The sequence below is a fragment of the Actinomadura sp. 9N407 genome (genome assembly GCF_044326315.1).
Classification (GTDB): domain Bacteria; phylum Actinomycetota; class Actinomycetes; order Streptosporangiales; family Streptosporangiaceae; genus Spirillospora.
The window spans coordinates 188,625-214,982 of the sequence record NZ_JBIRAW010000014.1 but is presented as its reverse complement, the minus strand read 5'-3'; the positions used below and the strand labels follow the sequence as shown (position 1 = coordinate 214,982).

The 26,358-nt window shown below is 70.6% G+C and carries 23 protein-coding genes; 11 read left to right on the top strand and 12 right to left on the bottom strand.

All coding sequences use genetic code 11. From position 1 onward, the window contains the following. Window positions 1-57: 57 nt before the first annotated feature. Entirely contained in the window at window positions 58-3,789 is a 3,732-nt protein-coding gene (locus ACH34Q_RS23515; RefSeq protein ID WP_395985180.1) for a multicopper oxidase domain-containing protein, read from the bottom strand. Between the two features lie 459 nt (window positions 3,790-4,248). Here ACH34Q_RS23515 and ACH34Q_RS23510 point away from each other — a divergent pair, with 459 nt between their 5' ends. Then, window positions 4,249-5,313: a nitrous oxide reductase family maturation protein NosD gene (locus ACH34Q_RS23510; RefSeq protein WP_395985179.1), complete on the top strand. Its 1,065-nt coding sequence runs from the start codon at window positions 4,249-4,251 to the stop codon at window positions 5,311-5,313. Window positions 5,314-5,423: 110 nt separating this feature from the next. Here ACH34Q_RS23510 and ACH34Q_RS23505 read toward each other — a convergent pair whose 3' ends face one another. After that, the gene (locus ACH34Q_RS23505; protein WP_395985178.1) at window positions 5,424-6,233 is read right to left on the bottom strand and encodes a phosphotransferase family protein; all 810 of its coding nucleotides are present in this window, start codon (window positions 6,231-6,233) and stop codon (window positions 5,424-5,426) included. Window positions 6,234-6,258: 25 nt separating this feature from the next. Then, window positions 6,259-7,134, bottom strand: a complete 876-nt coding sequence (locus tag ACH34Q_RS23500) for a hypothetical protein (RefSeq protein WP_395985177.1) — start codon at window positions 7,132-7,134, stop codon at window positions 6,259-6,261. Window positions 7,135-7,645: 511 nt separating this feature from the next. On the opposite strand from ACH34Q_RS23500, the gene ACH34Q_RS23495 reads away from it, so the two are divergent. Then, complete coding sequence (locus ACH34Q_RS23495; protein ID WP_395985176.1) at window positions 7,646-8,944, top strand: hypothetical protein; 1,299 nt, start codon at window positions 7,646-7,648, stop codon at window positions 8,942-8,944. Here the strand turns inward: ACH34Q_RS23495 and ACH34Q_RS23490 are convergent. Further along, window positions 8,899-9,441: a GNAT family N-acetyltransferase gene (locus ACH34Q_RS23490; protein WP_395985175.1), complete on the bottom strand. Its 543-nt coding sequence runs from the start codon at window positions 9,439-9,441 to the stop codon at window positions 8,899-8,901. The genes ACH34Q_RS23495 and ACH34Q_RS23490 overlap by 46 nt on opposite strands. Before the next feature lie 176 nt (window positions 9,442-9,617). After that, complete coding sequence (locus tag ACH34Q_RS23485) at window positions 9,618-9,842, bottom strand: hypothetical protein (RefSeq protein ID WP_395985174.1); 225 nt, start codon at window positions 9,840-9,842, stop codon at window positions 9,618-9,620. A gap of 152 nt (window positions 9,843-9,994) precedes the next feature. Here ACH34Q_RS23485 and ACH34Q_RS23480 point away from each other — a divergent pair, with 152 nt between their 5' ends. Next, window positions 9,995-11,245 (top strand): sensor histidine kinase, encoded by a 1,251-nt coding sequence (locus ACH34Q_RS23480; RefSeq protein WP_395985173.1) that lies wholly within the window; start codon window positions 9,995-9,997, stop codon window positions 11,243-11,245. After that, on the top strand, window positions 11,233-11,892 hold the full coding sequence (locus ACH34Q_RS23475; protein WP_395985172.1) for a response regulator: 660 nt from the start codon (window positions 11,233-11,235) through the stop codon (window positions 11,890-11,892). Before ACH34Q_RS23480 ends, ACH34Q_RS23475 begins: the two co-directional genes overlap by 13 nt. A 147-nt stretch (window positions 11,893-12,039) precedes the next feature. Here the strand turns inward: ACH34Q_RS23475 and ACH34Q_RS23470 are convergent, their stop codons facing one another. Both ACH34Q_RS23470 and ACH34Q_RS23465 read right to left on the bottom strand, forming a co-directional pair. Next, window positions 12,040-14,568 (bottom strand): FtsX-like permease family protein, encoded by a 2,529-nt coding sequence (locus ACH34Q_RS23470; protein WP_395985171.1) that lies wholly within the window; start codon window positions 14,566-14,568, stop codon window positions 12,040-12,042. A 3-nt stretch (window positions 14,569-14,571) separates the two neighbouring features. After that, entirely contained in the window at window positions 14,572-15,336 is a 765-nt protein-coding gene (locus ACH34Q_RS23465; RefSeq protein WP_395985170.1) for an ABC transporter ATP-binding protein, read from the bottom strand. Between the two features lie 417 nt (window positions 15,337-15,753). Here ACH34Q_RS23465 and ACH34Q_RS23460 point away from each other — a divergent pair, with 417 nt between their 5' ends. Together ACH34Q_RS23460 and ACH34Q_RS23455 are read left to right on the top strand one after the other, a co-directional pair. Then, window positions 15,754-16,323 (top strand): TerD family protein, encoded by a 570-nt coding sequence (locus tag ACH34Q_RS23460; RefSeq protein WP_395985169.1) that lies wholly within the window; start codon window positions 15,754-15,756, stop codon window positions 16,321-16,323. A 3-nt stretch (window positions 16,324-16,326) separates the two neighbouring features. Beyond that, window positions 16,327-17,964: a TerD family protein gene (locus ACH34Q_RS23455; RefSeq protein WP_395985168.1), complete on the top strand. Its 1,638-nt coding sequence runs from the start codon at window positions 16,327-16,329 to the stop codon at window positions 17,962-17,964. 84 nt (window positions 17,965-18,048) lie between these two features. On the opposite strand, the gene ACH34Q_RS23450 is transcribed toward ACH34Q_RS23455, so the two are convergent. Continuing rightward, a complete protein-coding gene (locus ACH34Q_RS23450) occupies window positions 18,049-18,564 on the bottom strand; it encodes a hypothetical protein (protein WP_395985167.1) in 516 nt (171 codons plus the stop codon). 567 nt (window positions 18,565-19,131) lie between these two features. On the opposite strand from ACH34Q_RS23450, the gene ACH34Q_RS23445 reads away from it, so the two are divergent. The 4 genes from ACH34Q_RS23445 (at window position 19,132) to ACH34Q_RS23430 (ending at window position 22,489) form a co-directional block, all read left to right on the top strand. Next, window positions 19,132-19,542 (top strand): G5 domain-containing protein, encoded by a 411-nt coding sequence (locus tag ACH34Q_RS23445; protein WP_395985166.1) that lies wholly within the window; start codon window positions 19,132-19,134, stop codon window positions 19,540-19,542. Window positions 19,543-19,604: 62 nt separating this feature from the next. Continuing rightward, complete coding sequence (locus ACH34Q_RS23440; RefSeq protein WP_395985165.1) at window positions 19,605-20,234, top strand: TetR family transcriptional regulator; 630 nt, start codon at window positions 19,605-19,607, stop codon at window positions 20,232-20,234. Window positions 20,235-20,333: 99 nt separating this feature from the next. Next, a complete protein-coding gene (locus tag ACH34Q_RS23435) occupies window positions 20,334-21,893 on the top strand; it encodes an FAD-dependent monooxygenase (RefSeq protein WP_395985164.1) in 1,560 nt (519 codons plus the stop codon). A 32-nt stretch (window positions 21,894-21,925) separates the two neighbouring features. Further along, window positions 21,926-22,489: a hypothetical protein gene (locus tag ACH34Q_RS23430; RefSeq protein ID WP_395985163.1), complete on the top strand. Its 564-nt coding sequence runs from the start codon at window positions 21,926-21,928 to the stop codon at window positions 22,487-22,489. A 13-nt stretch (window positions 22,490-22,502) separates the two neighbouring features. Here ACH34Q_RS23430 and ACH34Q_RS23425 read toward each other — a convergent pair whose 3' ends face one another. Further along, window positions 22,503-23,087, bottom strand: a complete 585-nt coding sequence (locus ACH34Q_RS23425) for a TetR/AcrR family transcriptional regulator (RefSeq protein ID WP_395985187.1) — start codon at window positions 23,085-23,087, stop codon at window positions 22,503-22,505. Window positions 23,088-23,241: 154 nt separating this feature from the next. On the opposite strand from ACH34Q_RS23425, the gene ACH34Q_RS23420 reads away from it, so the two are divergent. Further along, complete coding sequence (locus tag ACH34Q_RS23420) at window positions 23,242-24,186, top strand: alpha/beta hydrolase family protein (protein ID WP_395985162.1); 945 nt, start codon at window positions 23,242-23,244, stop codon at window positions 24,184-24,186. 9 nt (window positions 24,187-24,195) lie between these two features. Here ACH34Q_RS23420 and ACH34Q_RS23415 read toward each other — a convergent pair whose 3' ends face one another. From ACH34Q_RS23415 to ACH34Q_RS23405, 3 genes are all read right to left on the bottom strand, one after another. Further along, a complete protein-coding gene (locus tag ACH34Q_RS23415; RefSeq protein WP_395985161.1) occupies window positions 24,196-24,798 on the bottom strand; it encodes a dihydrofolate reductase family protein in 603 nt (200 codons plus the stop codon). Further along, entirely contained in the window at window positions 24,795-25,640 is an 846-nt protein-coding gene (locus ACH34Q_RS23410) for a metalloregulator ArsR/SmtB family transcription factor (protein WP_395985160.1), read from the bottom strand. The genes ACH34Q_RS23415 and ACH34Q_RS23410 overlap by 4 nt, the downstream gene beginning before the upstream one ends. Window positions 25,641-25,723: 83 nt before the next feature. Next, window positions 25,724-26,245 (bottom strand): flavin reductase family protein, encoded by a 522-nt coding sequence (locus ACH34Q_RS23405; protein WP_395985159.1) that lies wholly within the window; start codon window positions 26,243-26,245, stop codon window positions 25,724-25,726. Window positions 26,246-26,358: the final 113 nt, after the last annotated feature.

The window sequence follows — 26,358 nt, the reverse complement described above, 5'->3', positions numbered from 1 at the left end:
CGCGCAGGGCCGGGCGTGCGCCCGGCCCCCCCGGCCCGACGCCGTTGTGGGTGCGGGTCAGTGGACGCGGATCAGGCCCCAGAGGCCTTCGGTCAGGGCCCAGCGCCATGCGCCCGATCGGTAGGCGTAGTCCCCTGGGGGACCGGCCCTGAACGTCAGGGTGCGGAGGCTGCCGTTGGTCAGGCCGCCTATCGCGCCCACGCGCGGGGCGTCGAGGTGTTCTTCCATGGGCCAGGTCTGGCCGTGAATGTAGAAGGTGTGATTGCGCGGCCGGTCGGCTCCCACCACGAGGTGGACCCGGACGAGGTCGCCCGAGCGGCAGCGCAGGACCGGAGTGCGCGGGTGCGTGACCGCCAGGGACGGGCGGGTGGGGAGCAGATGGGCGCTGCGGTAGTTGAACGCCTTCTGCCCGGAGTCCTCCGGTTCGTCCTCCAGATCGGTGACGGGCTGGGTGGGATCGCCGTGGTGGTACTGGCGTACGCCGTCCTGGAGGAGCAGGACCAGTTCGTGGACGGTCTCGCCATCAGGGCGCCGGATGGTCGCCTGGTGGCCCGTCCAGGCTCCGCGGTCGGGAGTGGCGTCGGACGGTTCCACCACGAGGGCGCCCACCAGGCCGCGGTGGCGGTGGGTACGGAGGTCGGCGCGGTCCTCCAGGAGGATCACGCCGGGGGTGTCCGCGTACCAGCGGTAGGTGGCCTCACCGCCGGGCTTGACCGTGCCGTTGCCGTTGCGGCCCACGTACGCGCCGTCGCTGTCGCGCACGTCGTAGCGCAGCGGGCCCACCGGATGCAGCGACACCCGTGCAGACACCTCGCGTTCGGCCGGATCGTCCAGGGCCGGGAGCGGTGGATCGTACGGCGTCGGCTGGGGCGGGACGTCCACCTCGTTCGTGAGCGTCACTTCGATCCATTCGCCGGCCCGGCAGCGCAGGACGAGTGGTTCGTCCTGGGGTGACCCGTCGACGGTGTAGACCAGGCCGAACGGGTCGCTGCGCCGGTCGCTGTAGGGGATCTCGCGGGCGACCGCCCGTACGTGGTGGCGCCGGGCGGTACGGGCATCGAACGGCGGGAGTCCGCCGCCGGACGCGCCCGGGAGCGGCGGGAGGTCGTCCTGCGGCTCCTCGTGCAGGCGGAACAGTCCCCAGCAGCCCAGCCAGGTGTCGTCGATGGCGGAGAAGGCCCACATGTGATCGCCCGGCCCGGCCGTGTCGTCGATGTGCAGGCTGAACGCCTCGGAGATGCCGATGGTCTGCTGCGTGCGCAGCGGCGAGCGCGGGTCGTCCCGCCAGGCGTGCCAGCGCATGCCGTGCACCGTGAAGCCGTGCTGCTCCTCGTGCGATCCCTGGTAGAGGCGGACGCGCAGGCGCTCGCCCGGGTACGCGCGCAGCAGCGGGGTCCGCGGGTCGCCGTGCACGTCGCTGGAGAACCAGTCGGACGGGTCGCCGGGGCGCTCGTGGAGGGGCTCGCACCGGTACCCGACGGCCATGGTGCCCTGATCGTCGAGGGCGCCGGGGAACGCGGGCGGGTTGATCGGGTCACCGGCCTCCCCGGCACCGTGCGCGACCAGCGGGACGAAGTCGGCCACCGGGATCACCTGCTCGCGGAACGCGTCCCCGCCGGGCGGCCGCACCACGGCCGTGGCCGCGTTGCGGACCTCCCGGCCGTGATCGTGCGGGTCGAGCCAGACGGCGCCCTCCGGCTCGGCGATCATGGCGCCGAACAGCCCGTGCCGCTGCCGCTCGTTGGCCAGCAGATGGTCGTGGAAGAAGACGACGCCGAACTCCTCGTCGCACAGCCACCGGTAGACCCAGGAGCCGTACCGCTCGTGGTCCTGCTCGCCCGCGTCGGACGTGGTCGTACCGGACAGGTAGTTCCAGCCGACGCTGGCGCCGTCGGCCACCAGCGGGTCGAACTTCACCAGGTGGACGTGCAGCCCGCACTCCGGCTGGAACGGCAGGACGGGATCGAACGCCGTCTCCTCGTGGCACCCGGGTGGGAGCGCGTTGGTCAGGGTGAGTTCGAGGATCTCGCCCTTGTTCGCGCGGATCGCGATCGGTTCGACCTGCCGGGTGCCCTCCTCCAGTTCCCGCTGGAAGTTCTCGATCCCGCCGGCGGCGTCGAGCTCCTCCTGGAGCACGTAGAACACGCCGCGATGGTCGTGCCAGGTGCTCCGGTGCCCGCCCCCGTGCTGGTTGGCACTGTGTTGTCCGGCACCGTGGTCGCGGCTCTCGTAGTAGTGCAGCGTCCCCTGCATGGCCACCAGGTGGTAGCGGCGTACCGGTACGTCCCCGTCCGGCGTGACCTTGGTGAACGCCTCGCCCGGCTGCGGATCGGGGACGAACGCGGCCCGTTCCAGCTCGGTCGGCTCCCGTCCCATGCCCTCCGGCATCGCCGGTGTGCGCGGCGGCCGGGGCGACTTCTGCGGGAACGGCCCCGGCATGAACGCGGGGAAGCCCGGCCGTTCGGTGGTGGGAGCGGGCGGGGACAGGTGGTCCGGCAGCGGGCGGAGCGGCGCGATGGACGTGCCGTCCGGGTACCGTCCGCCGCCGTCCTGGAGCACGTCGAAGACGCGCCACATGCCCCACATTCCGGCGTGGAAGTGCGGATACAGGTGGCAGTGGAAGATGATGTCGCCGGTCGCTCGCTGCATCGAGCCCGCGCCGCCGATCGGCTCGATCGTGAACGCCTGCTGCGGGCCGATGGTGATCGAGTCGATGATGGGCGACTCGTCGTGCCCGGGGACCGCCCTCCACTGGTGCAGGTGGAGGTGGAAGACATGGGTCTCCTTCACCCCGGCGTGCACCACCCTGATCCTGGCCGGGTCGCCGCGGTAGGCACGGAAGATCGGCGTCGCCGGATCCCCGAACAGCCAGGAGCTGTGGTGCTGCTCCTCGCCCACCATCGCGTCCCGTTCCGGGTCGATCGCGCCCGCTTCGAGAAGCCGCTCGTACGCGAGGGAGCGCCAGCCCATCGGCTCGGTGCGGTAGCTCATGAGCATCATCGAGGCGGCGTGCTCGTTCTGCTCGCGGTCGTGCCCGTGGTCGTCGTCGTGGTCCGGGAACAGGACGGGTGCCAGCCGCTCCCCGCCGGCGGCGGGCGCGTGCGTGTGCGGCTGGGGCCGGTCGCATTCGTAGAGCGGGTGTGGCGGGAGGACGGGGTTGTCGTTGGGCGTCTCGTCCTGCATGAACAGCGCGTACTCGCGGAAGCTCGGCTCTCCCGGGACGTGGACGTCGGCGTAGAGGCCGTCCAGCAGGGGACCGCCCGTCACCGGATCGGTCCAGGTCGCGCCCTCGGGTTCGACGACCAGCGCGCCGAACAGGCCGTGCGCCTGGGAGCCGTCCTGGCCGCCGCGCAGATCGGCGAGATCGCCGAGGAAGAAGACGCCCTCCTCCGCGGCGTCCCACTCGTAGGTGATGGCGCCGCCCGGCTCGACGGCCGAGTCCGGGTTCCGGCCGACCGCGCCCCCGTCGGCGGTCCTCACCTCGTACCCGACGCCCTGGGCGTGGATCCCGGCCCGCTGCCGCAGCTTGTTGCGGAAACGGACGATCACCCGTTCCCCGGCGCGGGCCCGCAGCACGAGCGGGCGGACCAGCGGATGCGGGTCCGGAAGCCGTTCCGGCTCGGTCAGCGGGTTCGGGAAGGGCGCGGGAAAGCCCTTCCTGACCTCGTCCAACGCCGCCTCGTGCTCGGCCAGCGTGTAGACCATTCCGTTGCGGTCATGGTCCCCGTGCGCGTCGTAGACGATGGGAACGTGCAGCGCCACGACGTCGTACACCCTCTTCACGGGCATGTGGTTCCCCCTGGAACTCCCGTTGTCTCCGGGCCGCCCGTTCGAGCTGGACGGCCCCCGGCCTGCGCGGGGTGACGGGGTGTGCGGGGTTCACGCGGGGTGCGATGGGTTAGACGCACTCCGCCCACCGAAAGGTTCCGGGCCGGATCCGGCCACTCCGGGACGGCCGGTCCTTCCTCGGGAGCCGGTTCCTCGTTGAGTTTCGTTCAAGTCTGGTTCCGGTCCAGGTCCGGGTCCTCCCTGCAATATCCCTGCGCCTGGACGTCATGAACGCCTCTCAGGGCCGCCCAGGCGATGAAAAGACCCTGCTGTTTCCCAACGGGTGGCAAATCCCGCGGGCCGGGCGGAAGTCCTCCGACGTTTCCCATTCGAGGCCGGTGGAATGACCTGGCGGTTCCAGGTGATCGAGGAAACCGTTCTCGGGTTCCTCAGGGGAAAGCACAGAAACGGGGGAAAGGGATGAGACGAACTCTTGCGGGCTCGCTCGCCACGGTCATGCTGCTGGGCGGGCTCGCCGCCTTCGCGCCCGCCGGGCAGGCGTCGGCGGTACCGTCCGATGGCGGGGGCGAGATTCACGTGGTCAAGCCGGGGCGCTCGATCCAGAAGGCGGTGAACAGGGCCAAGCCGGGTGATGTCATCCAGCTCAAGGCCGGCCACTACAAGGGCGGCGTCCTCGTCCGCAAGCGGCTCACGATCCGGGGCGTGGGCAAGAAGACCGTGCTCAAGCCGGGCGGCCACGACCACTGCAAGAAGGCCAAGGTCCCCGGCATGGGGATCTGCGTGATCGGGACGGCCAAGCGGCCGGTCAAGGGCGTGAAGATCGAGCGGCTGACCGTACGGAAGTTCAAGGGCTCAGGGGTGTTCGGCAACTACACCGACCGGCTGAAGGTGGAGTGGGTCCACGCCAAGCGCAACGGCGAGTACGGCATCGCGGAGTACCGCTCGACCCGTAGCCGGCTCGCGGGGAACCGTACCGTCGGCAACCGTCACGACGCCGGGCTCTACATCGGGGACATCGCCAACTCGCACGGGACCGTCGTCGTCGGGAACCACGCGTCCGGCAACGCGCTGGGCCTACTGATCCGGCACGCCCGCCACATCAAGGTCTGGGGCAACACGTTCGTCGGCAACTGCACGGGCGTCGCGCTGGTCGATGACAGCCAGCCCGGTGGGCAGGGGCACAACCGGATCTGGAAGAACACCATCTCCAAGAACAACCGTTCCTGCGCGCCGTACGGGCGGGTTCCGGCTCTCGGTGGCACCGGGGTCCTGTTCTTCGGTGGTGACCACAACAGGGTCGAGAACAACAGGGTCGAGGGCAACAAGGGGAAGCTGCCCTATTCCGGGGGCATCGTGCTCTTCCCCGGGACGGAGCCGAAGAAGCGGCCGGCCCACCACAACCAGATCGTGCGCAACATCGTCCGCGGCAACTCGCCGTTCGACCTGGTCAACAAGAGTGGCAGCCCCACGAACCGGTTCCACGGCAACAACTGCGTGACCTCCAGCCCAGGCGGTCTCTGCTGAGTCGATTCTGAGGGGGGAGATCGCGCCGTTTCGTTCCGGCGCGATCTCCTCTCCCTTGAGCACGACCAGTGGCGACTATCGGCTTGGTGGGTGGTGCCGTGTCCAGTCGGTCACCGGCTGGACTCCCAATGGTCGGCCCATCGCCTGGTCAGATGAGCGTGCATCAGAACCCAGTCCTCCGAGGTGTCGCGTTGCGCGTTCCGGGCCCATTTGCTCGCGAACACCTTCGTGAACAGGCCGAGGTCGGCGAGGGGCGCCTGTGACCACGAGCCGAACCTCGTCACGAACGCTTCGGCCTCGCGTGGAGAGTGCCCAGCCTTCAGCAACCACGGGATGAGCAGCCCCAGCTCGACCCAGGCCGCGCCACGGGCGACGAAGGCCCAGTCCACCACGTAGGCACGGCCGTCAGAGGTGATGAGGAAGTTGTCCTCGTTCAGGTCCGTGTGCAGCAGGGAACCTCCGGCCATCGGCTGCACGGTCAGGGCCTCGGACGCCCAGCGGCGTTCCACCTGCATCTTCACCACGCTCGGTGCCGCCATGAGCTGGAGAGTGTCAATGACCTTCTCCAGAACCTCCAGATCCCCCGAGCCAGGGGCGAAGTCCGCGGGCCGCCCGGCGACGTGCTCGAACCCCAGAGCGAGCCACTCCCCGGCTTCCACCTTCCAGTGGAGCCGGGGAGCGAACTCGGGCACGAAGGGATTGATGGCAGCCTCACGGCGCAGCGACATGACCTCTGGCCCGTCCTGGTCGGCCAGCTTCCGTGCCGCCTTGACGAACACCGGCCCGCCGGAGGCGTGGAGCGTGGAAGCGATGGCGGCGTGGTTGCCGGTGGGCGCGGGGTCGATCCGGGTGACCGGGCCGGTCTCGGCGAGGATCGCCTCCCGGACCTGGGCGGGCAGATCGGTCCAGTCGATGCGCATGAGGCTCCCTATCGTTCGGACTCGGTCAGAACGCGATGGTCAGCGGCCCGCCGGGGATCCGGCCCTCCCAGGAGCCGAGGAATACGCCGCCCTGGCTAGCGCACTCGGGCGGGCAGCACGACGACCCGGACTCCTCGTTCCAGAACTCCGGATCGACACGCAGGCCCGTACGGTGCAGGTACGGGATGGTGCGCGCGAGCGCGGCCCCGGAGGCGATGTCGTCGTCCATCACGGGCCGGTGGTGGATCACCGAGCCCGCGAAGGCCAGACTCACCGGAAGGTACACCTCGGTCCGCTGGAGCGCCGCGTGCCACGCCTCGTCGACGGGCCTGCTCGGGACGAGCCTGACGTAGCCGGCGGGGTCGCGGCGTGCTTCGCGGCGGATCTGGCCGGCAGCTTTCAGGAACACCAGCAGCTGGCCGACGACGCGCTCGGCGTAGGCGTGTGAGACGTGGTGCTTCTTGCGGAAGTCCTGGGCCAGCAGGCTGAACGCCCAGGTGGGGATCAGTGTGCGCGGATCCCGGACGACCTGTGCCGTCCGCTCTGTCGCGATGGTCATGCGAACCTCCTGCGCGCGGATGGACTGAACGGCTCCGGTTGCGCGCACCTCCGGAGCCGAGATCTGGGTGGGGCGGACCGGGGCGGCCGCCGCGCTGGTCATGGGGGGCGCCAGGGCAGGTGCCGCGGTACGGACGCCGAGGCGCTCCAGGCGTCGGCCGAGTTCGGCGGGGCTGTCGGCGTCGATGAGGCGGTCGGCGCCGAACCGGTCGCGGGTCAGCGCCCACCACTGCTTCGTGGCCTGGCCCCACCACGTGCGCACGCCGGGGAAGCGGCGGCGCAACTCGGCCACCACGCGATCGATGTCGACGCTGGCCGCCGTCCGCGGCGCTACCGCGTTCACTGCCCGGCTCCAGCCCTGATCGCCATGCAGGCACGCAACAGTTGGCCAGGTGCCCCTTGATGGCCACGGCGGCATCGACGAGCTTGTCCGCTTCCGCGATCGGCTTTCCCCAGCCGTTGTAGAACCACATCCGGTCGCCGTCATCGGGACGCGGGCGGCATGTGATCGTCTCTGACGCGCACGCCACGTGGCAGTAGTCGGCGGCGTTGGGGGCCGTCACGGTCAGCCCGAGCGCGGTGAGGTCGATGGCGAACCTGCGGGAGCCGAGGTGCGCACCGAGCGCGGCGAGCCGCCGCTCGGAGGTCGTAACATCTGCCATTGGGCCGGAACCAACTTTCCGGTCAAGGCCCCGGGTTCCTGGTGTTAGCCCACCAGTCCGGGGCCGCTTTGCTGTTCATCGGCTATGCAAGCGGCGTCCGGGCTAGCGTGGAAGATGCTGTCTGCTGCCCGTATCAACAGGCAGGTAGGCAGCATTGGCAGCACGTGGCGGCCCCTGGCGGACGGATCGTTCATGGCGACCTTCTGCGAGACGATGAGAGCCCTCCTGTCCGAGCGCGACATATCGCTGCGCGCACTGGCAGGGATCGTGCACCACACCGACGGCTACCTGTCGCGGCTCTCGCGCGACCTGCGCGTGCCGTCCGCCGAAGTAGCCGCCAGCGTCGACGACGCTCTCGGGGCTGACGGCGAGCTGATCGCCCTCGCTCAGGCAGCGGCGAGCAGTGGTGGCCGGGCGGCTAACGTGGACAGCGAGGCGCACCCGATCCCTGAGGACGACGACGAGATGCAACGACGCCGGCTGCTGCAGGCCTTGGCCACGCTCGGGGCCACGTCTTCCCCGGCGGTCGAAGCCCTTCAGTGCATCCGCTCCGGCGTCGACCGGGCCCTGGCCCGTGACGAGGACAGCCACCTGGACGAGTGGGAGGAGGCGGTCGCCGAGTACGGCTACAGCTATCTGCTGCTTCCCCCGCACCGGCTGTTGCCGGACCTGGCCGCCGACCTGGTGGCGGTACAGCAGATCGCTGCGCGCCACGCCCGTGGGCGGTTGCACGCGGACTGGTGCCGGGTGGCCGGCGGCCTCGCTCTGCTCATGGCCAAGACGCTGTGCAATGCGGGGCAGCCTCGCCTGGCGCGGGACTGGTGGATCACAGCCCAGCACGCGGCGGACTCATCCGGGGACATCGACCTCGGCCTGTGGATCGCCGGGGAGCGTCTCACCCACGGTCTCTATGAGCATCGCCCGGTAGCGGTCCTGCTGCGCAAGGCCGGAGATTTGATCGAGCGCTCTCCCCGTGCCCCCTGCCGCGGCCTGGCCATCGTGGGCACGGTGCGGGCGCAGCTGCTCGCGCTGGAGGGCCGCGCCCGGGAGGCGGCGGCAGAGCTGCGGACCTGCGAGGAGATCTTCCAGGCACTGCCCGTATCGGCCACCGACGTACGGTCGGTCAGGGGGTGGGCCGAGGATCGAGTGCGGCACAGTGAGGCGTGGGTGTACGCCCATGTCGGTGACCGTGTCCGGCTGGAGGAGTCGGTCGCGCGAACCAAGGCGCTCGTGCCGTCCACTGATGCTCGGGTGCACACGCAGCTCGGTCTGCTGCGGGCGTCCGGCCATGTCCGCGAGGGGGACGTGAGCGAGGGGGTCCGGCTCGCTCACAGCGTCTACGAGGCCCACCCGGCCGAGCACCGTACCGCCATGGTGAGCAGCCTGGCCCGTCAGGTCGCCGAGGCCGTCCCCCAGCGCAGCCGCACCGAGCCGGTTGTCGTCGGCTATCGGGAGCTGCTGGCCGCGTCCCGCGGCAAGTCGATCACGTAGATCTCGAACGCTGCTTCAGCTTCACCAGGCTGTCCAGGCGTCCGTCCAACGTGCCTCCACCCCCACCGCCGGTACATTCGCTGGACATCGCGGTCGTCGGGTGCGGTCGCGAGCGTGGCCCGTTCCTCGGCGCGTCCGGCAAGCAGCTCGTCCAGGAGGCGCCGCCCCATGCCTTGGCCGCGGTGGACGGGCCGCACGGCCAGGTCGATCACGGCGAACGTCCGCGCTCCGGTCTCGGTGATGAAGTCGGGAGGTGGGACGGGCTCCAGTCCCTCCCACCAGGACGACCGGGCCGACAGCGGCAGGCCGTAGACGAAGCCGGCGAGTGCGCCGTCAAGGCGGGCCGTCACCGCCTCGAAACCCGAGAAGGTGATCTGGCGTCCCGTGCGGGCCCGCCAGTCGCCGAGGTCGGAGCGCGGGAACGCCTCGGCGTACACGGTTTCGATCTCGCCGAGGCGATCCCGCGTGCCCGCTCCGTCCAGATGCTCCAGGTGCATTCGTCGATCAGATCACAGTGGTCTCCAATGGTGGACGGCGCGCTGCAGGAACTGGCGCCAGTAGTTCCAGATCCTGGCCGTCTGCGGGACGTCACGGTCGATCGCGGGTGCGCTGTCTGTCACGGCGGCTTCCGCGCGACCCTGTTTCCACGCGCCCCTTGCCCGTCGATCGGGACCTATGGCCGCTGGGTGCGGTAGTGCTGGACGATCAGTGCGGTGGCGCAGCCGAGGGTGACGATCCCGAAGAGGATGTTGCCGATGATGTTCAGGCCGCTGGTCGAGACGACCATGTTGCCCGCGGCGCTGATCGCCAGCACGACCCACAGCACCGGCCGTACGGCGCCGTTCCCTGCGGGCGGGGGCTCGGAGGACGGCCGGGAGTGGGCGTCGGGGTCGGGCACGGTCGTCCTCCTCGGTGGGTTCGAGCGAACCCACGCTAGGGACGGGAATGTATCGGGACAATCCAGCCACCCCGCCGGATTTGGTACAGCAGGCTGTACTCCCAGGCCGGAACGGTCTGACAAGATCGACTCGCTGCCCTAGGGTCCGCCAGGTGACTCTCACCAGGCGGACCGGGCGGGCGAGCGCCCTCAAGCGTGCCCGAGCCGTGCTGGACGCGCTCGAACACCTCGTCGGCGGCCTCGGCACGGCACTGCTGGCGTTCATGGTGCTGGCCTGGGTCGTCCTGGTCGCGCTCCTGTGCGCCGTCGGCGTCGGCCTGCTTCTCGCGCGTACGCTGCCCCGGCTCATCCGGGCCCCGGCCGAGCGCGAGCGCGCCCGGCTGTCCCGGTGGGGCCCCGAGATCATCGCGATGGGACCGGCGCCGCCCCAGGTGCGGATGGCCCTCGCCGATCCGGTGATCCGGCGGGAACTGCGCTGGCTGGCGGCACACGGCACGCTGGGCCTGGCCCTCGGCGGGGGTGGGGCGACACTGGCGATGCAGGCCGTGCAGGACGTCACGTACCCGCTGTGGTGGCGGGTGCTGCCCCCCGAGGAGTCCAGCCCCAACTTCGTGTTCTGGAGTGTACGGAACGACATCGACGCCCTGGGCGTCCTGTTCTTCGGCCTGCTGCTGGGTGCGGCCTTCGTGGTCCTCGGACCGGGAATGGCCCGGCTGCAAGCGTGGCCTGGACGGCGGTTGCTGGTACCCCCGCCCGACATCGACCTTTCGATGCAGGTCGCGCGGCTCTCCGCGACCCGAGCCGCGGCTCTGGACGCGCACGCGACGGAGTTGCGGCGCATCGAGCGTTCCCTCCACGACGGGACGCAGAACCGGCTCGTCGCCGTCACCGTCCTGATCGGCGCGACCCGCCGCGCGCTGGCGCGCGACCCGGCCGCCGCCGAGGCCGCGCTCGCGCAGGCCCAGGACGCGGCCGAAGCGGCCCTCGCCGAACTCCGTACGGTCGTGCGCGGGATCCTGCCGCCCGTCCTGGCCGACCGGGGCCTCGCCGGCGCGCTCGCCGGGCTCGCCGCGAACTGCGCCGTACCGTGCCGGACGGACGTCGACCTGCCCGGCCGGTGTGCCGTCTCCGTCGAGGCCACCGCCTACTTCGTGACCGCCGAGGCGCTGACCAACATCTCCCGGCACAGCCGGGCCACGAACGCCTCCGTGATCGGACGGACGCACGGCGGCCTGCTGTCGCTGCGGATCGAGGACGACGGGGTCGGCGGTGCGGACGCGGGCGAAGGGTCCGGGCTCGCCGGCATCCGTAGCCGGATCGAGGCCCACGACGGCACGCTCACGGTGACCAGCCCGCCCGGCGGCCCGACCGTTCTCGAGATGGAGTTGCCATGCGGATCGTGATCGCGGAGGACGACCCGCTGCTGCGCGAGGGGGTCGCGATGCTGCTGCGCGCGGAGTCCCTGGACGTGGTGGCCACCACCGACGGCCCGGATTCCTTCCTGGCGGCCGTGGACCGGCATGACCCGGATGTCGCCATCGTCGACGTCCGGATGCCCCCGACGCACACCGACGAGGGGATCAAGGCGGCGGTCGAGGCCAGGCGCCGCCGTCCCGGCCTGGCCGTGCTCGTCCTGTCCGCCTACGTGGAGCAGGCGTTCGCCACCGAACTGCTCGCGAGCGGCACCGCCCGGCTCGGCTACCTGCTCAAGGAGAGGGTCGGCCGCGTCGAGACGTTCCTCGACGCCCTGCACCGGGTGGCCGGGGGCGGTACGGCCATCGATCCCGACGTCGTCGCGCAGCTGCTGACGAGATCCCGTCCCGACGGCGGGCTGGCACGGCTGACCGCCAGGGAACGCGACGTACTCGCCCTGATGGCGGAGGGCCTGGGCAACGCGGCCATCGCCGAGCGGCTGTTCGTCACCGAGGGCGCCGTGCACAAGCACATCCGCAGCATCTTCGCCAAGCTCGACCTGGCGCCCACCGACCGGGCCGACCGCAGGGTCACCGCCGTCCTGCGCTATTTGGAGAGCACCCAGAGCCGCGGTTGACCACCTCGCGGCCCGACGCGGTGATCATGAATCGATCGTGCACCCGAGCTCCCGGACACCGCCCCGCCAGAACCTAGGTTGACTCGTGGCGTGTTCGCCTTCACGGGCGAAGCCGGGGGCGAACACGCCACGAGTCAACATGAGGGGTTACTCGCGGATGCCGATGCCCTCGACGGGTGGGGTACGCAGGAGCCGGCCGATCGGCAGCACCGTGGCGACCAGCGCGAGCGCGATGGTGCCGCCGATGATGATGACCCAGCCGAGGGCCGGTACGTACGGGACGGGCTGCCCCGCGATGGCGTTGACGATCGAGGACAGCGTGACCGCCGCGATCGCGATGCCGATCGTGAGCGCGACGCCCAGCAGCGCGGCCTGTTCGGCGTGGGCCATCCGCCTCACCTGGCCGCGGGTCACCCCGACCAGGCGCAGCAGGGACAGCTCCCGGGTCCGGGCGAGGGCGGCCATGATCAGGGTGTTCGCAGCCGCGAGCACCGCGTACCCGATCAGCACGGCGACCAGCAGCTTGTTGAGCCAGGAGCTGATCGCCAGGTCCTTGGCCAGCTCGCCGGTGAACTGCTCGCTGCCGGTCACGGTGCTCGCCGGGTACGCGCTCGCGAGCTTCGCCAGGGCCGGCCCCACATTGGCCTCGGGAGCGCTGCGGATCAGCACGTGGTCGTCGAGGCCGGTCGCGGTGTGGCCGGCGAGCGTCTCGTTGTTCAGCGTGACGTCGCCGAAACCGAAGCTCCGCTCGTAGACCGCGACGACCTTCAGGCTGACCGGCGTGCCGTCGCCGAGCCACAGCTTGGCCGTGCCGCCGACCTTCCAGCCGGACGTGTCGGCCTGCGAGGAGGACACCGCCACGGTGCCGGCCCGCAGATCATCGATCTTCCCGGACGTCACGTTCAGGTCCATGGTCCGGCTCGCGCCCTGCTGGTCGATGCCCTGCGCGACCACCGCCATCGCCTCGCTCATGAAGGGCACGAGCACCGACGTGCGCCGGACCCCGGTCGCGGCCACCACCCCCGGGATCTGCCGGGCCTGCGCGGCGGCCGTCGCAGGCAGGCCGGCGCCGCCGACCAGCGAGTGCTGGGCGAGCGTGCCCTGCTCGCTCTGGATCACCGTCTGGCGCTGCAGGTTGTCCTGCAGGAACCAGATGGTGCCGCCGAACCCGACGGAGAGCACCAGTGCGGTCAGGACGGCGACCATGCCGCGCGCGTTCGCCCGCAGGTTCGCGGCGGCCAGGTAACCGCTCGTCCCGAAGACGGCCCGCAGGACCGGGGCGAGCACCATGGCGGCGGCCCGGTTGATCCACGGGGCGAGCAGCGCGACCGCCAGCACGAACGTGTAGAGCATGCCCACGGCGGCGCCCATGGCGGTCTGGCCGCCGGTGCTGCCGGTGAGGACGATCAGGACGACCGCGCCGCCGAGGAACGCCAGTCCGGCGACGATCCGGACCTTGCCGCCCAGGGTCGCCTCGACGGCCGCCTCGCCGAGCGCCTCGGTGGGACGGATCCGCGTCGTACGCCGCGCCGCGATCCAGGCGGAGAGCAGCGCGACGGCCGCCACCGCCAAGGTCACCGCCGGCGAGGACAGGAACCCGCCGCTCATGGTGAAGCTCTCCGGGACGAACCCGCGGGTCACCAGCTGGTCCCGCAGCCATACGGTGGCGAGCAGGCCGATCGGGACGCCCACCACGGCGGCGAGCAGGCTGAGCATGCCCACCTCGCCGAGGATCAGCAGCCGTACCTGGCCCGGGGTCGCCGCGATCGCCCGCAGCAGGGCGAAGTCGCGGCGGCGGTGCCGGACCGAAAGGCCGACCGTCGCGGCGACCACGAAACCGATGATCAGCGCGGCGTAGCCGCCGAACGCGCCGCCGGCCTCCAGGGTGAAGCTCTTCGCGGCGGCCGCCTCCGGCTGCGCGGCCAGCCCCCGCTCGTCTCCCGTGTAGGCCTTGGCCCCCGCACTCTCCGCGACGCGTTCGACAGCGGCGGCCACGGCGTCCCGGTCGGCGCCCTTCGCGGGCAGAACGCCGATCGCGTCGACGTGGCCCGGACGCGGATACAGCCGGGCCGCCTGCGCGTCGGTGAAGAACAGCGCCGCCTGCGGACCGCTCGTACCGGACGCCTTCACGACGCCGCTCACCCGGACCTGCTGAACGGTCCCGCCGGTGAGGATCGCCGTGGCGCTGCCGGGACGCAGCTTCCCCGCCGTGGCGAGCCGCTCGTCGACGGCGATCTCACCCTCGATCCGCGGCGCCGTACCGGACACCACCTTGTACGGGGTGAGCGCCGCGCTACCCCAGCCGTGGCCCATGGCCGGCACCTTCGGCGCGGCCGCCGCCGCGACGGCGATCGAACGGTCCGCCACCGCGCTCGCCACGCCCGGCACCGCGGCGACCTTGCCGACCAGCGATTCCGGGACGCGGCCGCGCTCGGGCAGCGCCATCGTGGCGCTCTCGCGCTCGCCGAACCTCTCCGGACCCTGGATCGTGATGTCGTGCTTGGCGACGACGGTGAGCGCGCCGCCGTACCGCTGCGGCTGCCCGTTGTAGCGCAGCCCCGACTCCACGAGCATCCCGCACACCGTCAGGACCATGACGCCGGCGGCGAGCGCGATGAACGTCGCGACGAAACTGCCCTTGCGGAAGCGCAGCATCTGCGCGGCCAGTCCGAGCACGGCTCAGCCCTCCCGGCTCGCGACGGGCTGCCGGCGGCCGAGCATCGCCAGCTGCTCGGCGATCCGCTGGACGCCGGGCTGCGGCATGTCCCGGACGATCCGGCCATCGGCGAGGACCATGACGCGGTCGGCATAGGACGCGGCGACCGGGTCGTGGGTCACCATGATGACGGTCTGCCCGGTCTCGTCGACCGCCGAGCGGAGCAGCGTCAGCACCTCCGCCGCGGACTGCGTGTCGAGCGCCCCCGTGGGCTCGTCGCAGAACATCACCTCGGGCCTGGTGACGAGTGCGCGGGCGATCGCCACCCGCTGCTGCTGGCCGCCGGACAGCTCCGTCGGCCGGTGCCGGAGCCGCTGCCCCAGTCCGACCCGTTCGACCACCTCGGTGACCCACGCCGGATCCGGGCGGCTGCCCGACAGCCGCGAAGGCAGCAGGATGTTCTGCTCCACGGTGAGCGCGCCCACCAGGTTGAACGCCTGGAACACGAAGCCGACCCGGCTGCGGCGCAGCTTGGTCAGCTGCTTCTCGGACATCGACGACAGATCGGTGGCACCGATCCGGACCCGTCCCGAGGTCGGGCGATCCAGGCCGGCCGCGCAGTGCAGCAGCGTGCTCTTGCCTGAACCGGACGGCCCCATTACCGCCGTCATCGTTCCCCGCTGGAACCGGGCGTCCACCTCGGCCAGCGCCACGACGGACTGCCCGTCTCCGTACGTCTTGCTGACACGTTCGACGCTGACGGCGTCTTCGGGCGGGGGGACTGACATGGCGACTGCCTTCCGGGAGCTCTGTTTTCGGGCCGGACGAATTTCGGACCAGGCGAATCTCGGGCCGGGTGAATCTCGCGTCGGGTGAATTCGACGGTCCCCCGACGCTATGGAGATCGCCGGCCGCTCACCATGCAGCCAGTGGCCCATGCGTAGTAGTGCAGGCACTACCAAGCGCTCCGACACCTCACCTGCCGTAACCACACCTGCCGTAACCATGGCCAGGCCGCAGGGCGCCGCTGCCCGGGACTCGGCCACATCAGTTGCGAACGGGGTGACAACCGGGTGCCGGGCTGCAAGGCTTTCGTCGCACCTTGCTTGCCTTTGTGGTGAGCTTGCCTTTGTGGTGATCGGGATGCCGTCGGCCGGCGCCGCTCTCGGGAGCGCGCGGCACAGGAACACGAGGAGGCGACGGTTGTGACCGTCTCGATGGTGAAGGGCCAGCGGATCTCGCTGGAGAAGCCCGGCGGAGAGCTGCGCATGGTCCGGATGGGCCTGGGCTGGGACGCGGTGCGCAAACAGGGCTTCTTCGGCTCCCGGGAGCGAGAGATCGATCTGGACGCCTCCTGCGTGCTCTTCGCCGACGGCCGCATCGCCGACGTCGTCTACTTCGGCAAGCTGGTCAGCGACGACGGCTCGGTCCGGCACACCGGCGACAACCTGACCGGCGCGGGCGACGGCGACGACGAGTCGGTGATCGTCGATCTGGCCCGGCTGCCGGTGCACGTCACCTCGCTGGTGTTCACCGTCAGCTCGTTCAACGGGCAGACCTTCAACGAGGTGGACAACGCGTTCTGCCGGGTGGTCAACGAGATGGACGGCGGCGAGCTGGCCCGGTACACGCTGACGGGCGGCGGCGCCCACACCGCCATGGTGATGGCCCGGCTCTACCGGCACGGTGACGGATGGAAGATGAACGCCGTCGGCGAGCCGTGCCACGGCCGTACCTTCGAGGACATGCTGCCGACGATCGCCGCGCTGGCCTGACCGATGCTCGAACTCCTGCGCGGTGCCAATACCCCGCTGCCCGCACGCCAGGTGACCGCCACCGTCTCCTGCGCCGTGCCCGTGGACGTCTGCGCCCTGCTGGTGGGGCCTGACCTGCGCGTACGTACCGACGCCGACCTGGTGTTCTTCAACGCCCCCGAGGCACCCGGCGTGCGCTGGACCGACGGCGGCGGCCGCCAGCGCGTCGACCTCGACCTGGACGCCGTTCCCGCGGACGTCCAGGCGGTGCTCATCGCGGTCAGCCTGACCGGGGGCGGGGTCTCGTTCGGGGCGGTGCCGGCACCGCAGCTCCAGCTGACCACGGCCAGTGGCGACACGATGGCCCTGTACACGGTCGCAGGGCTGGGCCCGGAGAAGGCGATCCTCGGGTTCGAGATCTACCGCCGGGCCGACCGGTGGAAGGTGCGCGCCGTCGGGCAGGGGTACGCCGGCGGGCTGTCCGAGCTGGTCGAGGCGCACGGAGTCGAGGTGGACGACCCGGGCGAGGCGGAAGCCGGCATGGGCGCCCCACCTCCCGGCCCTGCCGTAGGGGCGCCGCCGGGACGGCCCCACCTCCCGCCTCTGCCGCAGGCGCCGCCCGTACCGCAGGCACCGTCGTCCACGGAGGTCGGCTACCTGGAACGCTGCTGGATGGTCTGGGAGGACGCGAGCCGTTCGCTGGCCGCGTTCCGCGCGTCCACCGACCACGCGCTCAACATCCGCAACGACGAGGTCGCCGGGCGCGCGCCGCGCGGGCGGTTCGACCAGCTCATGGCGGCGGCCGACCAGCGGCTACGCGCCGATACCGCACAGCTGCGCGACGAGATGGCCCGGGTGGAGCCCCACGTCACCGCTGAGGCGGCGCCGTTCGACGCGCCCTCCTGGCTGACCTGGCTGCCCCGTACCGACCTGGCCGAAGGAGTGCTGCTGGGACGGCTGTCCACCGCCGAACTGCCCGATCTGCGGGTACCGCTCGTCCTGCGAGTGCCCTGGCGGCGCGGCGTGTGGATCGGGCGCGGCACGGTGCCCGGAGACGCCGCCGCCTACGCCTGGTCGCTGGTGACCCGGTTCATGGCCGCCGTACCGCCCGGGCTGGTCGGCCTCGAGGTGATCGACGCGGTGGGACTGTCGGGCGCCGGCTGGCTGAACACGCTCGACCCGGCCGGCGACGGCCGGCTGCTGGGCGGCGGGGTGGCCACCGGACCGGCGGCGGCCGAGCGGCTCCGGCGGCTGCTCGACCTGGTGGACCTGCGCCGGATCGGCGGCCCGGACGAGCAGCTCGCCGGGCCGGGCGGCGGCCCCCCGGTACGGCTCGTGGTGATCATGGACGCCGGCGCCGCCCTCAACGGCGACCAGGCGCACGAACTGCTCCGCCTGGTGGAGGACGGCCCGCTGGTCGGTATGCCGGTGCTGCTGGTGGAGACCGACACCTCGGTCGGCGACTCCGTGCGCGCCATCCGGATCCAGCAGTCCTGCAACAACCTTCCGTCCAGCCCCGGCCCGATCGGCGACTCGTGGGTGGGCATGGACTGGACGCTCACCCCCGAGGTGCTCCCGGACGGCGGCGACGGCACGCGCCCCCCGGCACTGCTCGCGCACGTCCTCGGAGCCCACGCCCGCACCATCGCCTCGTACGACTAGAACGTTGACTCGTGGCATGTTCGCCCCTGGCCTCGCCTGTGGAGGCGAACACGCCACGAGTCAACGTAAGGCAGGCGCTCCGCCTCAGTTGCGCTGGACGGTGAAGGTCGAACAGCCGGTACCGCTGACGTCGCCCTGGATCTGATCGGGCTTAGCGGGTGACAGCTGTGCGCTCAGCGAGACCATCTGGTAGACGCCCGGCCTGTTGATCCAGGAGTCGCCGTCCAGTCGCAGCGAACCGCCGGCGAGGGTCCCGCTCATGTTGTAGGAACCCGTGGGCACCGTGGGGTTGCTCGGATCGGCCGAGAAGCGGAGGATGCCGGCGATCCTCTCGCCCGAGGTGTGGGTGAGCGTGAGATGCAGCCGCGTGAGTCCCTGGTTGCAGGTGTACGTGCCCTCCCAGATGCCGTTCACCGACATCGGCAGGCCATCCGGCGACGACGGGTCCGGCGGGAGCTCCCGGGTGGGCTCCGCGATCGGGTTGAGGCCTTCCAGCGAGCAGCCGGACCCGAGCAACCCCATCGCGGCGATGACCGCGACGACCGCGATGCTCCTGGAACGGCCATGCCGCTGACCTTTGCCGAACTGGCGACTTCGCATGATCCGAACCCTTAGCTGCCGTCATCCACCACGAGCTGCCGTCATCCTGCACGCGACCATTCGGGATGCATCATGCCAGAACCCCCATAGCGCGCCCAGGGCATTCGCGCGTCCTGGCGCGCGGCGGCCAGGCGCGGAGACCAGGAACGAGGAGGCCTGGGCCGCGTCGGCCCGCTCCAGCGCGGGCCGTCAGAACCCTGCTCGGTGGCCAGGGAGACGGCGCTGACGAGCTTCGGTCATCGCCACCACCCACCAGTTTTTTGCGGGAAATGGTAGTGCTGAACTTTATGAATCCTGATGAGCTCTATGCCGCAGGGGATCGTCTCTACTGGCCTGGACTGGCCGTATTTCAGAACAAGGTCGTCATTTCCCTGTCCAATCGAGGCCGACCGGTACATGCTCTCCACGTGGAGAGGGGAAATGATGAAACGTTCCGTTACGGCCATAGTGGTGGTCGGTGTTCTCCTCACCCTTGGCGCCAAGTGTGAGCCGACCGCAACGCCCGCGGCGGCAGGCTCAGAGAGCGCGATGCCGTCCACGCCTGCGAGCACCGCAGCGTCCTCGCCTATGGTCGAGAAGCGCATCGTCACCGAGACCAAGGCGATTCCGTTCAAGACCAAGAAGGTGAGCGACCGCGGACTTGCCGAAGGCAAGAGCAAGGTGAGAAGTCGCGGGGTCGCGGGTGTCAGGACCTTCACGTACGAAGTCACTTTCACCGACGGCGTACGGACAGGCAGAAAGCTGGTACGTCAGGTGGTGACCAAGGCTCCGGTCGCCCGGGTCGTCGCCGTCGGTACCAAGCAGGCGTCACGGTGCGACCCGAACTACAGCGGTTCCTGCGTGCCGGTCGCGAGTGATGTCGACTGCGCGGGTGGCAGCGGAAACGGCCCAACCTATGCGCAAGGGCCCGTTCGCATCGTCGGTTCGGACATCTACGACCTGGACCGCGACGGCGACGGTATCGCCTGTGACGACTGATCTGGCGTTATTGCCGAATCTGCATGTTTGCCTGATCGGCAAATTTTGCTACGGTGGTCCGTATGACGGCTGGTGGGGACGATCGGATCGGGCTGCGTGAGCGCAAGAAGCGGGAGACGCGCGCCGCGCTGAGCCAGGCGGCGATCGGCCTGTGCGTGGAGCGTGGGTGGAACAACGTCACCGTGGACGACATCGCCGCCACGGCGAACGTGTCGGTGCGTACCTTCGGCAACTACTTCGCCAACAAGGCCGAGGCGATCGCCGCCAGGCATCTCGATCGCATGCTGGCGATCGCCGACGAGTTGCGTGCGCGGCCCGCCTCCGAGCCTCTCTGGGACGCGATCGTCATCGCGGCACAGGCCCAGTTCGGGCCGGGAGAGCAGCCAAGTGGAAACTCCGTCGGCGACGATCGCTGGCGGGACGGGCTTCGGTTGATGCTGGCCGAACCGGCGCTGCACGGCGAGGTCGCCAAGGCGAACGCGGCCGCGCAGGACGAGCTGGCCGCGGCGATCGCCGAGCGCACCGGCACCGATGTGGCCCGTGACGTGTACCCGCAACTGGTCGCCGCAGTGGTCGGCGCGGGCAGTGCCGTGGCCGTCACGCGGTGCCTGAGCACCGACCCGCCCGCTCCGCTCGTCCCCACATTGCGTGAGGTGTTCGAGCAGATCGCCGCCGGCCTGCCCGCTCCCTGACACGACTTACCCACCGTTGATGCCGGGCCGCCGTCCGGCCGGTCGGTCATGCCCGTTTTCGTCCATGTCTCATCTTGTCCATCTTCAAGGAGGACGCCCATGCTCGCCGATGCCGTGATCGTCGGAGGCGGCCCGAACGGGCTGATGCTGGCCTGCGAACTGAGCCTGGCCGGTGTACGGCCCATCGTGCTGGAACGCCTGCTGGAGCCGAGCGAGGAGCCGAAGGCCAACGGCCTGCTCGGGCAGGTCGTGAAGATGATCGACCACCGGGGCCTGTACGAGCGCCTCAGCGGTGGATCGGGGCCGCCGCAGCCGAACTCGGCGTACTTCATGTTCGCCGCGATGGGCATGGACCTGAGCCTGCCGGACGCCAGCCCGATCCATACCCTTCCGGCGCCGCAGCGCCACATCGTTCAGGTCCTGGAGGAACGGGCCCTGGAGTTGGGCGTGGAAATCCGGCGGGGGCATCAGGTCGTCGGCCTGTCGCAGGACGACGAAGCGGTCACCGTCGAAGTGGCCGCCCCGGACGCGCCGTACCGGCTCCAGGCCCGGTACCTCATCGGCGCCGACGGCGCGCACAGCCTCACCCGAAAGCTGTCGGGAATCGGATTCCCCGGGATCAGCTATGACCGGACGACCACGCGGACGGCCCATGCCACCGTCCCGGCGGACTGGATCGACCCCGCGACCGGTGCGCTGAACGTGCCTGGATACGGGGCCGTCATGCCGTTCCTGCCGCACCGTACCGAACACGGCGGCTTCTCCTACGCGCCGTTCCCCGGCCACCCGCCATTGATCAGCACCGTCGAGTGGGACCGTCCCGAGACCACGTCCGCGATGAGTCTTGAGGAGATGCGGGCGAGCGTCCGCCGCGTTCTGGACGCGGAGTTGCCACTCGGGTCGCCCTCCGGCGAAGACCCGCACGTGCTGCGCCGGCTGGCCGGGGGCAACACCCGGGTGGCCGAGCGATTCTCCGACCGCAGGGTCTTCCTGATCGGCGACGCCGCGCATGTCTACGCCTCGGGCGGCGGGCCCGGACTCAACCTGGGACTCCAGGACGCGACCAACCTCGGCTGGAAGCTCGCCGTCCAGATCCGCGGCGGCGCACCCGCCGGACTGCTGGACAGCTATGAGACCGAGCGCCGGCAGGCCGCCCGCCGCATGATCGTCAACGCCCAGGCGCAGGCCGCGCTGACGGCCCCGGGTGATGACGTCACCGCCCTGCGCGAGTTGTTCACCGAACTCCTGGGCTACCGGGACACCGTCCAGCACCTCGCCGACCTCACCGCGGGTGCCGACATCCGCTACGACATGGGGATCAATGACGCGCATCCGCTCATCGGCCGATTCGTCCCGGACATGGAGCTGCGTACCCCGGCCGGAACGGTACGGCTGGCGGAGCTGACCAGAGCCGCGCGTCCACTGCTGCTCGACCTGACCGAGAACGCCTCCCTGTCCGGAACGCTGGCCGACCGCGATGACCAGGTCGAGACCATCACCGCACGTTCCCCGTCTCCTGCGGCCACCGGCCTGCTCCTGCGGCCGGACTGCTACGTGGCCTGGGCGACGTCATCACCTGACCCCGATGCGCAAGAGCGAGAGTCGCTTCGGGCCGCCGTACGGCGATGGTTCGGCGTTCCCGCAGGCATAGAACGGTGATTCCGGGCTGCTGCCCGTTCTAGGGTGCGGGCATGTCGTACGTGCTCCAGGGTGTCGTCGGTGACTTCGACCGCCTCCGATCGCTGTCGGACGGTCTGCCGCAAGCTGTGGTCGTGCCGCTCTGGCAACGGCTGGGGCTGCTGCCGGTGACCGACGAGATCTTCGACGAGCTGACCGACGAGCGGCAGGGAGGCGGGCCGTTCATGCTCATGTCCCCGGCGTTCGCCGAGAGGCTGGCGGACTGGTCACGCGGCGGACGTGTCGCTTACGTGGAGGCGGAGTTCTTCGGTGGTGCCGGAACCCAGGCCGCTGCCCTGTGGGAGAACGGCCTTCAGACCTGGGGTCCCGAGCACGCTGAACTCGTTGCGGGACCGCGCGAGAACTGGCCGATCAACGCCGTGCTCGCGCGCCTCGGAGCGGTCGCGACGGGTGCGTTCGACCTCTTCGACACGGTCGGCTTCGGGCAGGAGCGTGGCATGGACGGGTGGCACCAGGCGGGCCTATGTGCCCTGGACGCCGCCGACTATGACGCCTGGGAGGCCGCGTTTCGTACGAAGGAAGAGGCCGATGCCCGCGCGGGCGCCCAGGACCTCTGAGGTAGCGGCCCGCTCATCGGCGTAGTCCCGCGACGAGGATCGCCACCAGTTGGCGCGCGTCGTAGCGGGGGTCGCTGTCGGCGCCGATGCAGAGGTTCCCGATGCCGCGCATGACCTGGTACGGGTCGAGGCCGGAACGGATCTCGCCGGAGGCGGCGGCAGCGTCGAGCAGCTGGGTGCACACCGGCAGCAGGCGGTCGAGGAAGTAGGCGTGCAGCGTCTCGAAGCCGGCGTTGTCGGTCTGCAGTGCGGCCGCGAGGCCGTGCTTGGTGACCAGGAAGTCGACGAAGAGGTCGACCCATTGTCCGAGGGCGGCGTGCGGTGTAGGGCTGGACTGCAGCAGGGCCGGCCCGGCTTCCGCGCAGGCGTCGACCTGGTGGCGGAAGACCGCGATGATCAAGTCCGCCCGGGTGGGGAAGTGGCGGTAGATCGTGCCCATCCCGACGCCGGCCTTGGCCGCGATGTCGCGTACCGGTGCTTCCACTCCCGAGGTGACGAAGACCGCGGCGGCCGCGTCCAGGAGAGCCTGCTGGTTGCGCCGGGCGTCCTTGCGCTTGGATCCGGCCGCGCTTCCCGCGCTCTGGCCGCTGTCGTTCACCACCGGCACTCCTTCCGTGACCGAACCTGCCATGACCGGGCCTGCCATGACCGAACTTGCAAAGCGGAACATTGCTCCGTATTGTTAGCGGAGCACGGTTCCGTTTTGTCCATGGTGGCAGATCGGGCCCCGTCCGTCTATCGGAAGGCACGTCATGTCCGACTTGAACACCGCGAACGCGCAGCAGACCGCGGCTGCGCCCACTCTGGTGGTATCCGCGGGGCCGGTCGTCCTGCCCGCCCCGGGCCGGGGCGAGGACCTCCAGGTCCGCGTGTCCGCACCCGCGACCGGCGGCGACCTACCCGTGATCGTCTTCTCGCACGGCTTCGGCGGGTCGATGAAGGGCTACGCGCCGCTGGCGGACTTCTGGGCCGCGCACGGCTTCGTGGTCCTGCAGCCCACCCACCTCGACTCCAGGACGCTCGGCCTTCTACCCGAGGACCCCCGTACGCCGCGGATCTGGCGCATCCGCATCGAGGACCTCACGCGGGTGCTGGACGGGCTCGACGTTCTGGAAGCCGCCGTGCCCGGCCTCGCCGGGCGCCTCGACCGCAGCCGCATCGCCGTGGCCGGCCACTCCTGGGGAGCCCAGACGGCGAGCACGCTGCTGGGCGCGCGCGTCCTGGACTCCGACGGTGTGCCCGGCGAGGACATGTCCGACCCCCGGGTCAAGGCGGCTGTGCTGCTCGCTCTGACCGGACTGGGCGACGACCTGACGCCTTTCGCCGTCGAGAACTTCTCCTTCATGAGGCCGTCCTTCGACGCCATGACCCCGCCGGCCCTCATCGTCGCCGGAGACCGCGACCAGTCCGCGCTGTCCACCCGCGGCCCGGACTGGTTCACCGACCCCTACGCCTACAGCCCGGGAAGCAAGAGCCTGCTCACGCTGTTCGGCGCGGAGCACTCGCTTGGAGGAATCCCTGGGTACAAGGTCGCGGAAACGACGGACGAGAACCCCGCGCGCGTCGCTCTGATCCAGCAACTCAGCACGGCTTTCCTGCGCAGCGCCCTCAACCCCGGGGACATCAGCTGGAAGGCGGCGGTCACCGCACTGGAGGGGGACCCCGACCCGCTGGGCCGGCTGCAGAGCAAGGAGTGATCGGACGGCTCAGCGGGCCCGGTCGTAGACCATGGTGAGCTCGCCCAATGGGCCGGCCTGCTGCTGGGTGAGCGTCCACTTGGTCGCCGGGAGACCGTCGTCGAACAGCCGCTCCCCGACCCCGGCGATCTCGGGCGTGATCATGAGGTAGAGCCGGTCGAGGAGGTCGGCCGACAGGAGCGCCTTGATGAGGCTCGCGCTGGTGTTGACGAGGATGTCGCCCGTACCGGTGGCCTTGAGGTCGGTGACGACGTCGGCGACGGGAGCGTTCACCACGCGGGTGCGTTCCCAGGGCGCTTCGGTCAGCGTGGTGGAGAAGACCACCTTTTCCGCGTCGACCAGCCACTTCGCGTATCCGCGATCGCGCGGGTCGGCGGTCTCGTCCGCGGCCACCGATGGCCAGAATCCCAGGAACCCCTCGGCGTTGACCCGGCCGAGCAGCGCCGTCGTCGCGCTCTCCCAGATGCGGGTGAGGTGGTCGCGCGCGACGTCGGTGGTCGCGTACGGGACGATCGCGCCCAGGTCACCGGCCCCGCCAGGGCCGTTGTACCGGCCATCGAGGGACAGGTTGATGTTCGCGGTCACCCGGCGGCCGGTGCTCTGCTCCGTCATTTCGTACTCCCTGTGTCGGTGTTGTCGGTGCTGGAGGAATCGGCGGCGATGGTCGCCGCGAGCCTGTCGAGGCTCTGGCCGAAGCCGATCTCGATGCCCGCGATGAAGTCCGCGGACTCGACCGTGCTGTCGGTGAGCCGCAAGTGGACGTCGAGTTCGGTGCCGGCGTCGCCGGGGCGGAGGGTGAGGTCGACGTGGGCGGTGAAGGCCGGGCCGCCGTCGGGACCCAGCGGGGAGAGCCGGTAGGCCAGCCGCTCGCCGGGGCGTACGTCCTCGACGACTCCCTCCGCGCGCCCGGCGACCTGGTCGGAGCCGTCGGTGTCCTCGACGTCGCGGTACTCCTGGACGATCCGCGCGCCCGGCCTCGCCTCGAAGACGAGTTCGGAGACGCGCAGGTCGTCGGGCGTCCACCAGCGGGCGAGCAGCGAGGTCTCGGTCAGGTGCCGCCAGACCAGCTCGGGGCGTCCCGTCAGGGAACGCAGGAACCTGAACGAGCGGCCGTCGGCCCACCCCGGCTCCTGTGCGGCGAGCCGTTCGAGGTCCATGCTGCGCCCGTAGCGGTCGTACGTCTCGCGCGGCGCACCGCCTTGGTCGGCGAGCCGGTTGAGCTCAGCCGCCAGATCACGCAGGGGGCCGGGACGCAGCGCGTAGATGCGGCGCTGGCCGGTGCGCTGGGACGTGACGACGCCGGCGCGTTCGAGGGTCTGCAGGTGCTTGGTCGTCTGCGGCTGGCGCGCCCCGGCGAGCTGGGCCAGGACCCCGACCGGCCGGGGTCGCTCGGCCAGCAGGCTGACCAGCCGCCACCGAGCCGGGTCGGCCAGAGCGGTAAGGAGTGCGTCCATGAGGACAAGTATTCACTATGGAGAATATTCGTGTCAACGAATGAATCGCCGAGAATGAGTGCCTCAGCCACTGCGCGAGCGCGTTACCTGCCCGGTGCGGCGATCGTGCCGTAGGCGCCTCGGTGGAACAGGAGGGGTGTGTCGCCGTCGCCCAGTTGCAGGTGGACGACCCGCCCGATGACGATGTGGTGGTCTCCGGCGTCGTGCAGTTGCTCGGTGACGCAGTCGATCCAGGCGACCGCGCCGTTGATGATCGGGTTGCCGGCGGGGGAGGGCCGCCAGCCGATGTCGTGGAACTTGTCCGTCTTGCGCATCGCCACGGCACGGCAGACATCCTCCTGGTCGGCGGAGAGGACGTTCACGCAGAACCGTTCCCCCGACTCGCGTAGCGCCCGCCATGAGCTGGAGTTCTTGTCGGGCAGGAAGGCCACCAGCGGCGGGTCCAGCGAGACCGAGGTGAACGAGCCGACGGTCATGCCGATGGCGGTCCCGGCCTGGTCGAGCGCGGTCACTACGACGACGCCGGTCGGGTAGTGGCCCAGGACGTTCCGGAAGCGGGCCTGATCGAGGACCGGCGTACCGGCTCCGTTGGCTGTCAGGGGCATGACAGGACTCCTCCCTGTAGTGATCACTACAGAGACTGCCATGAGTGACCCCGGCGTGACAACCGTCGCGTTCCCGTGAGACCCGGGAGATTCGCCCGGCCGGGCGGCGGCGG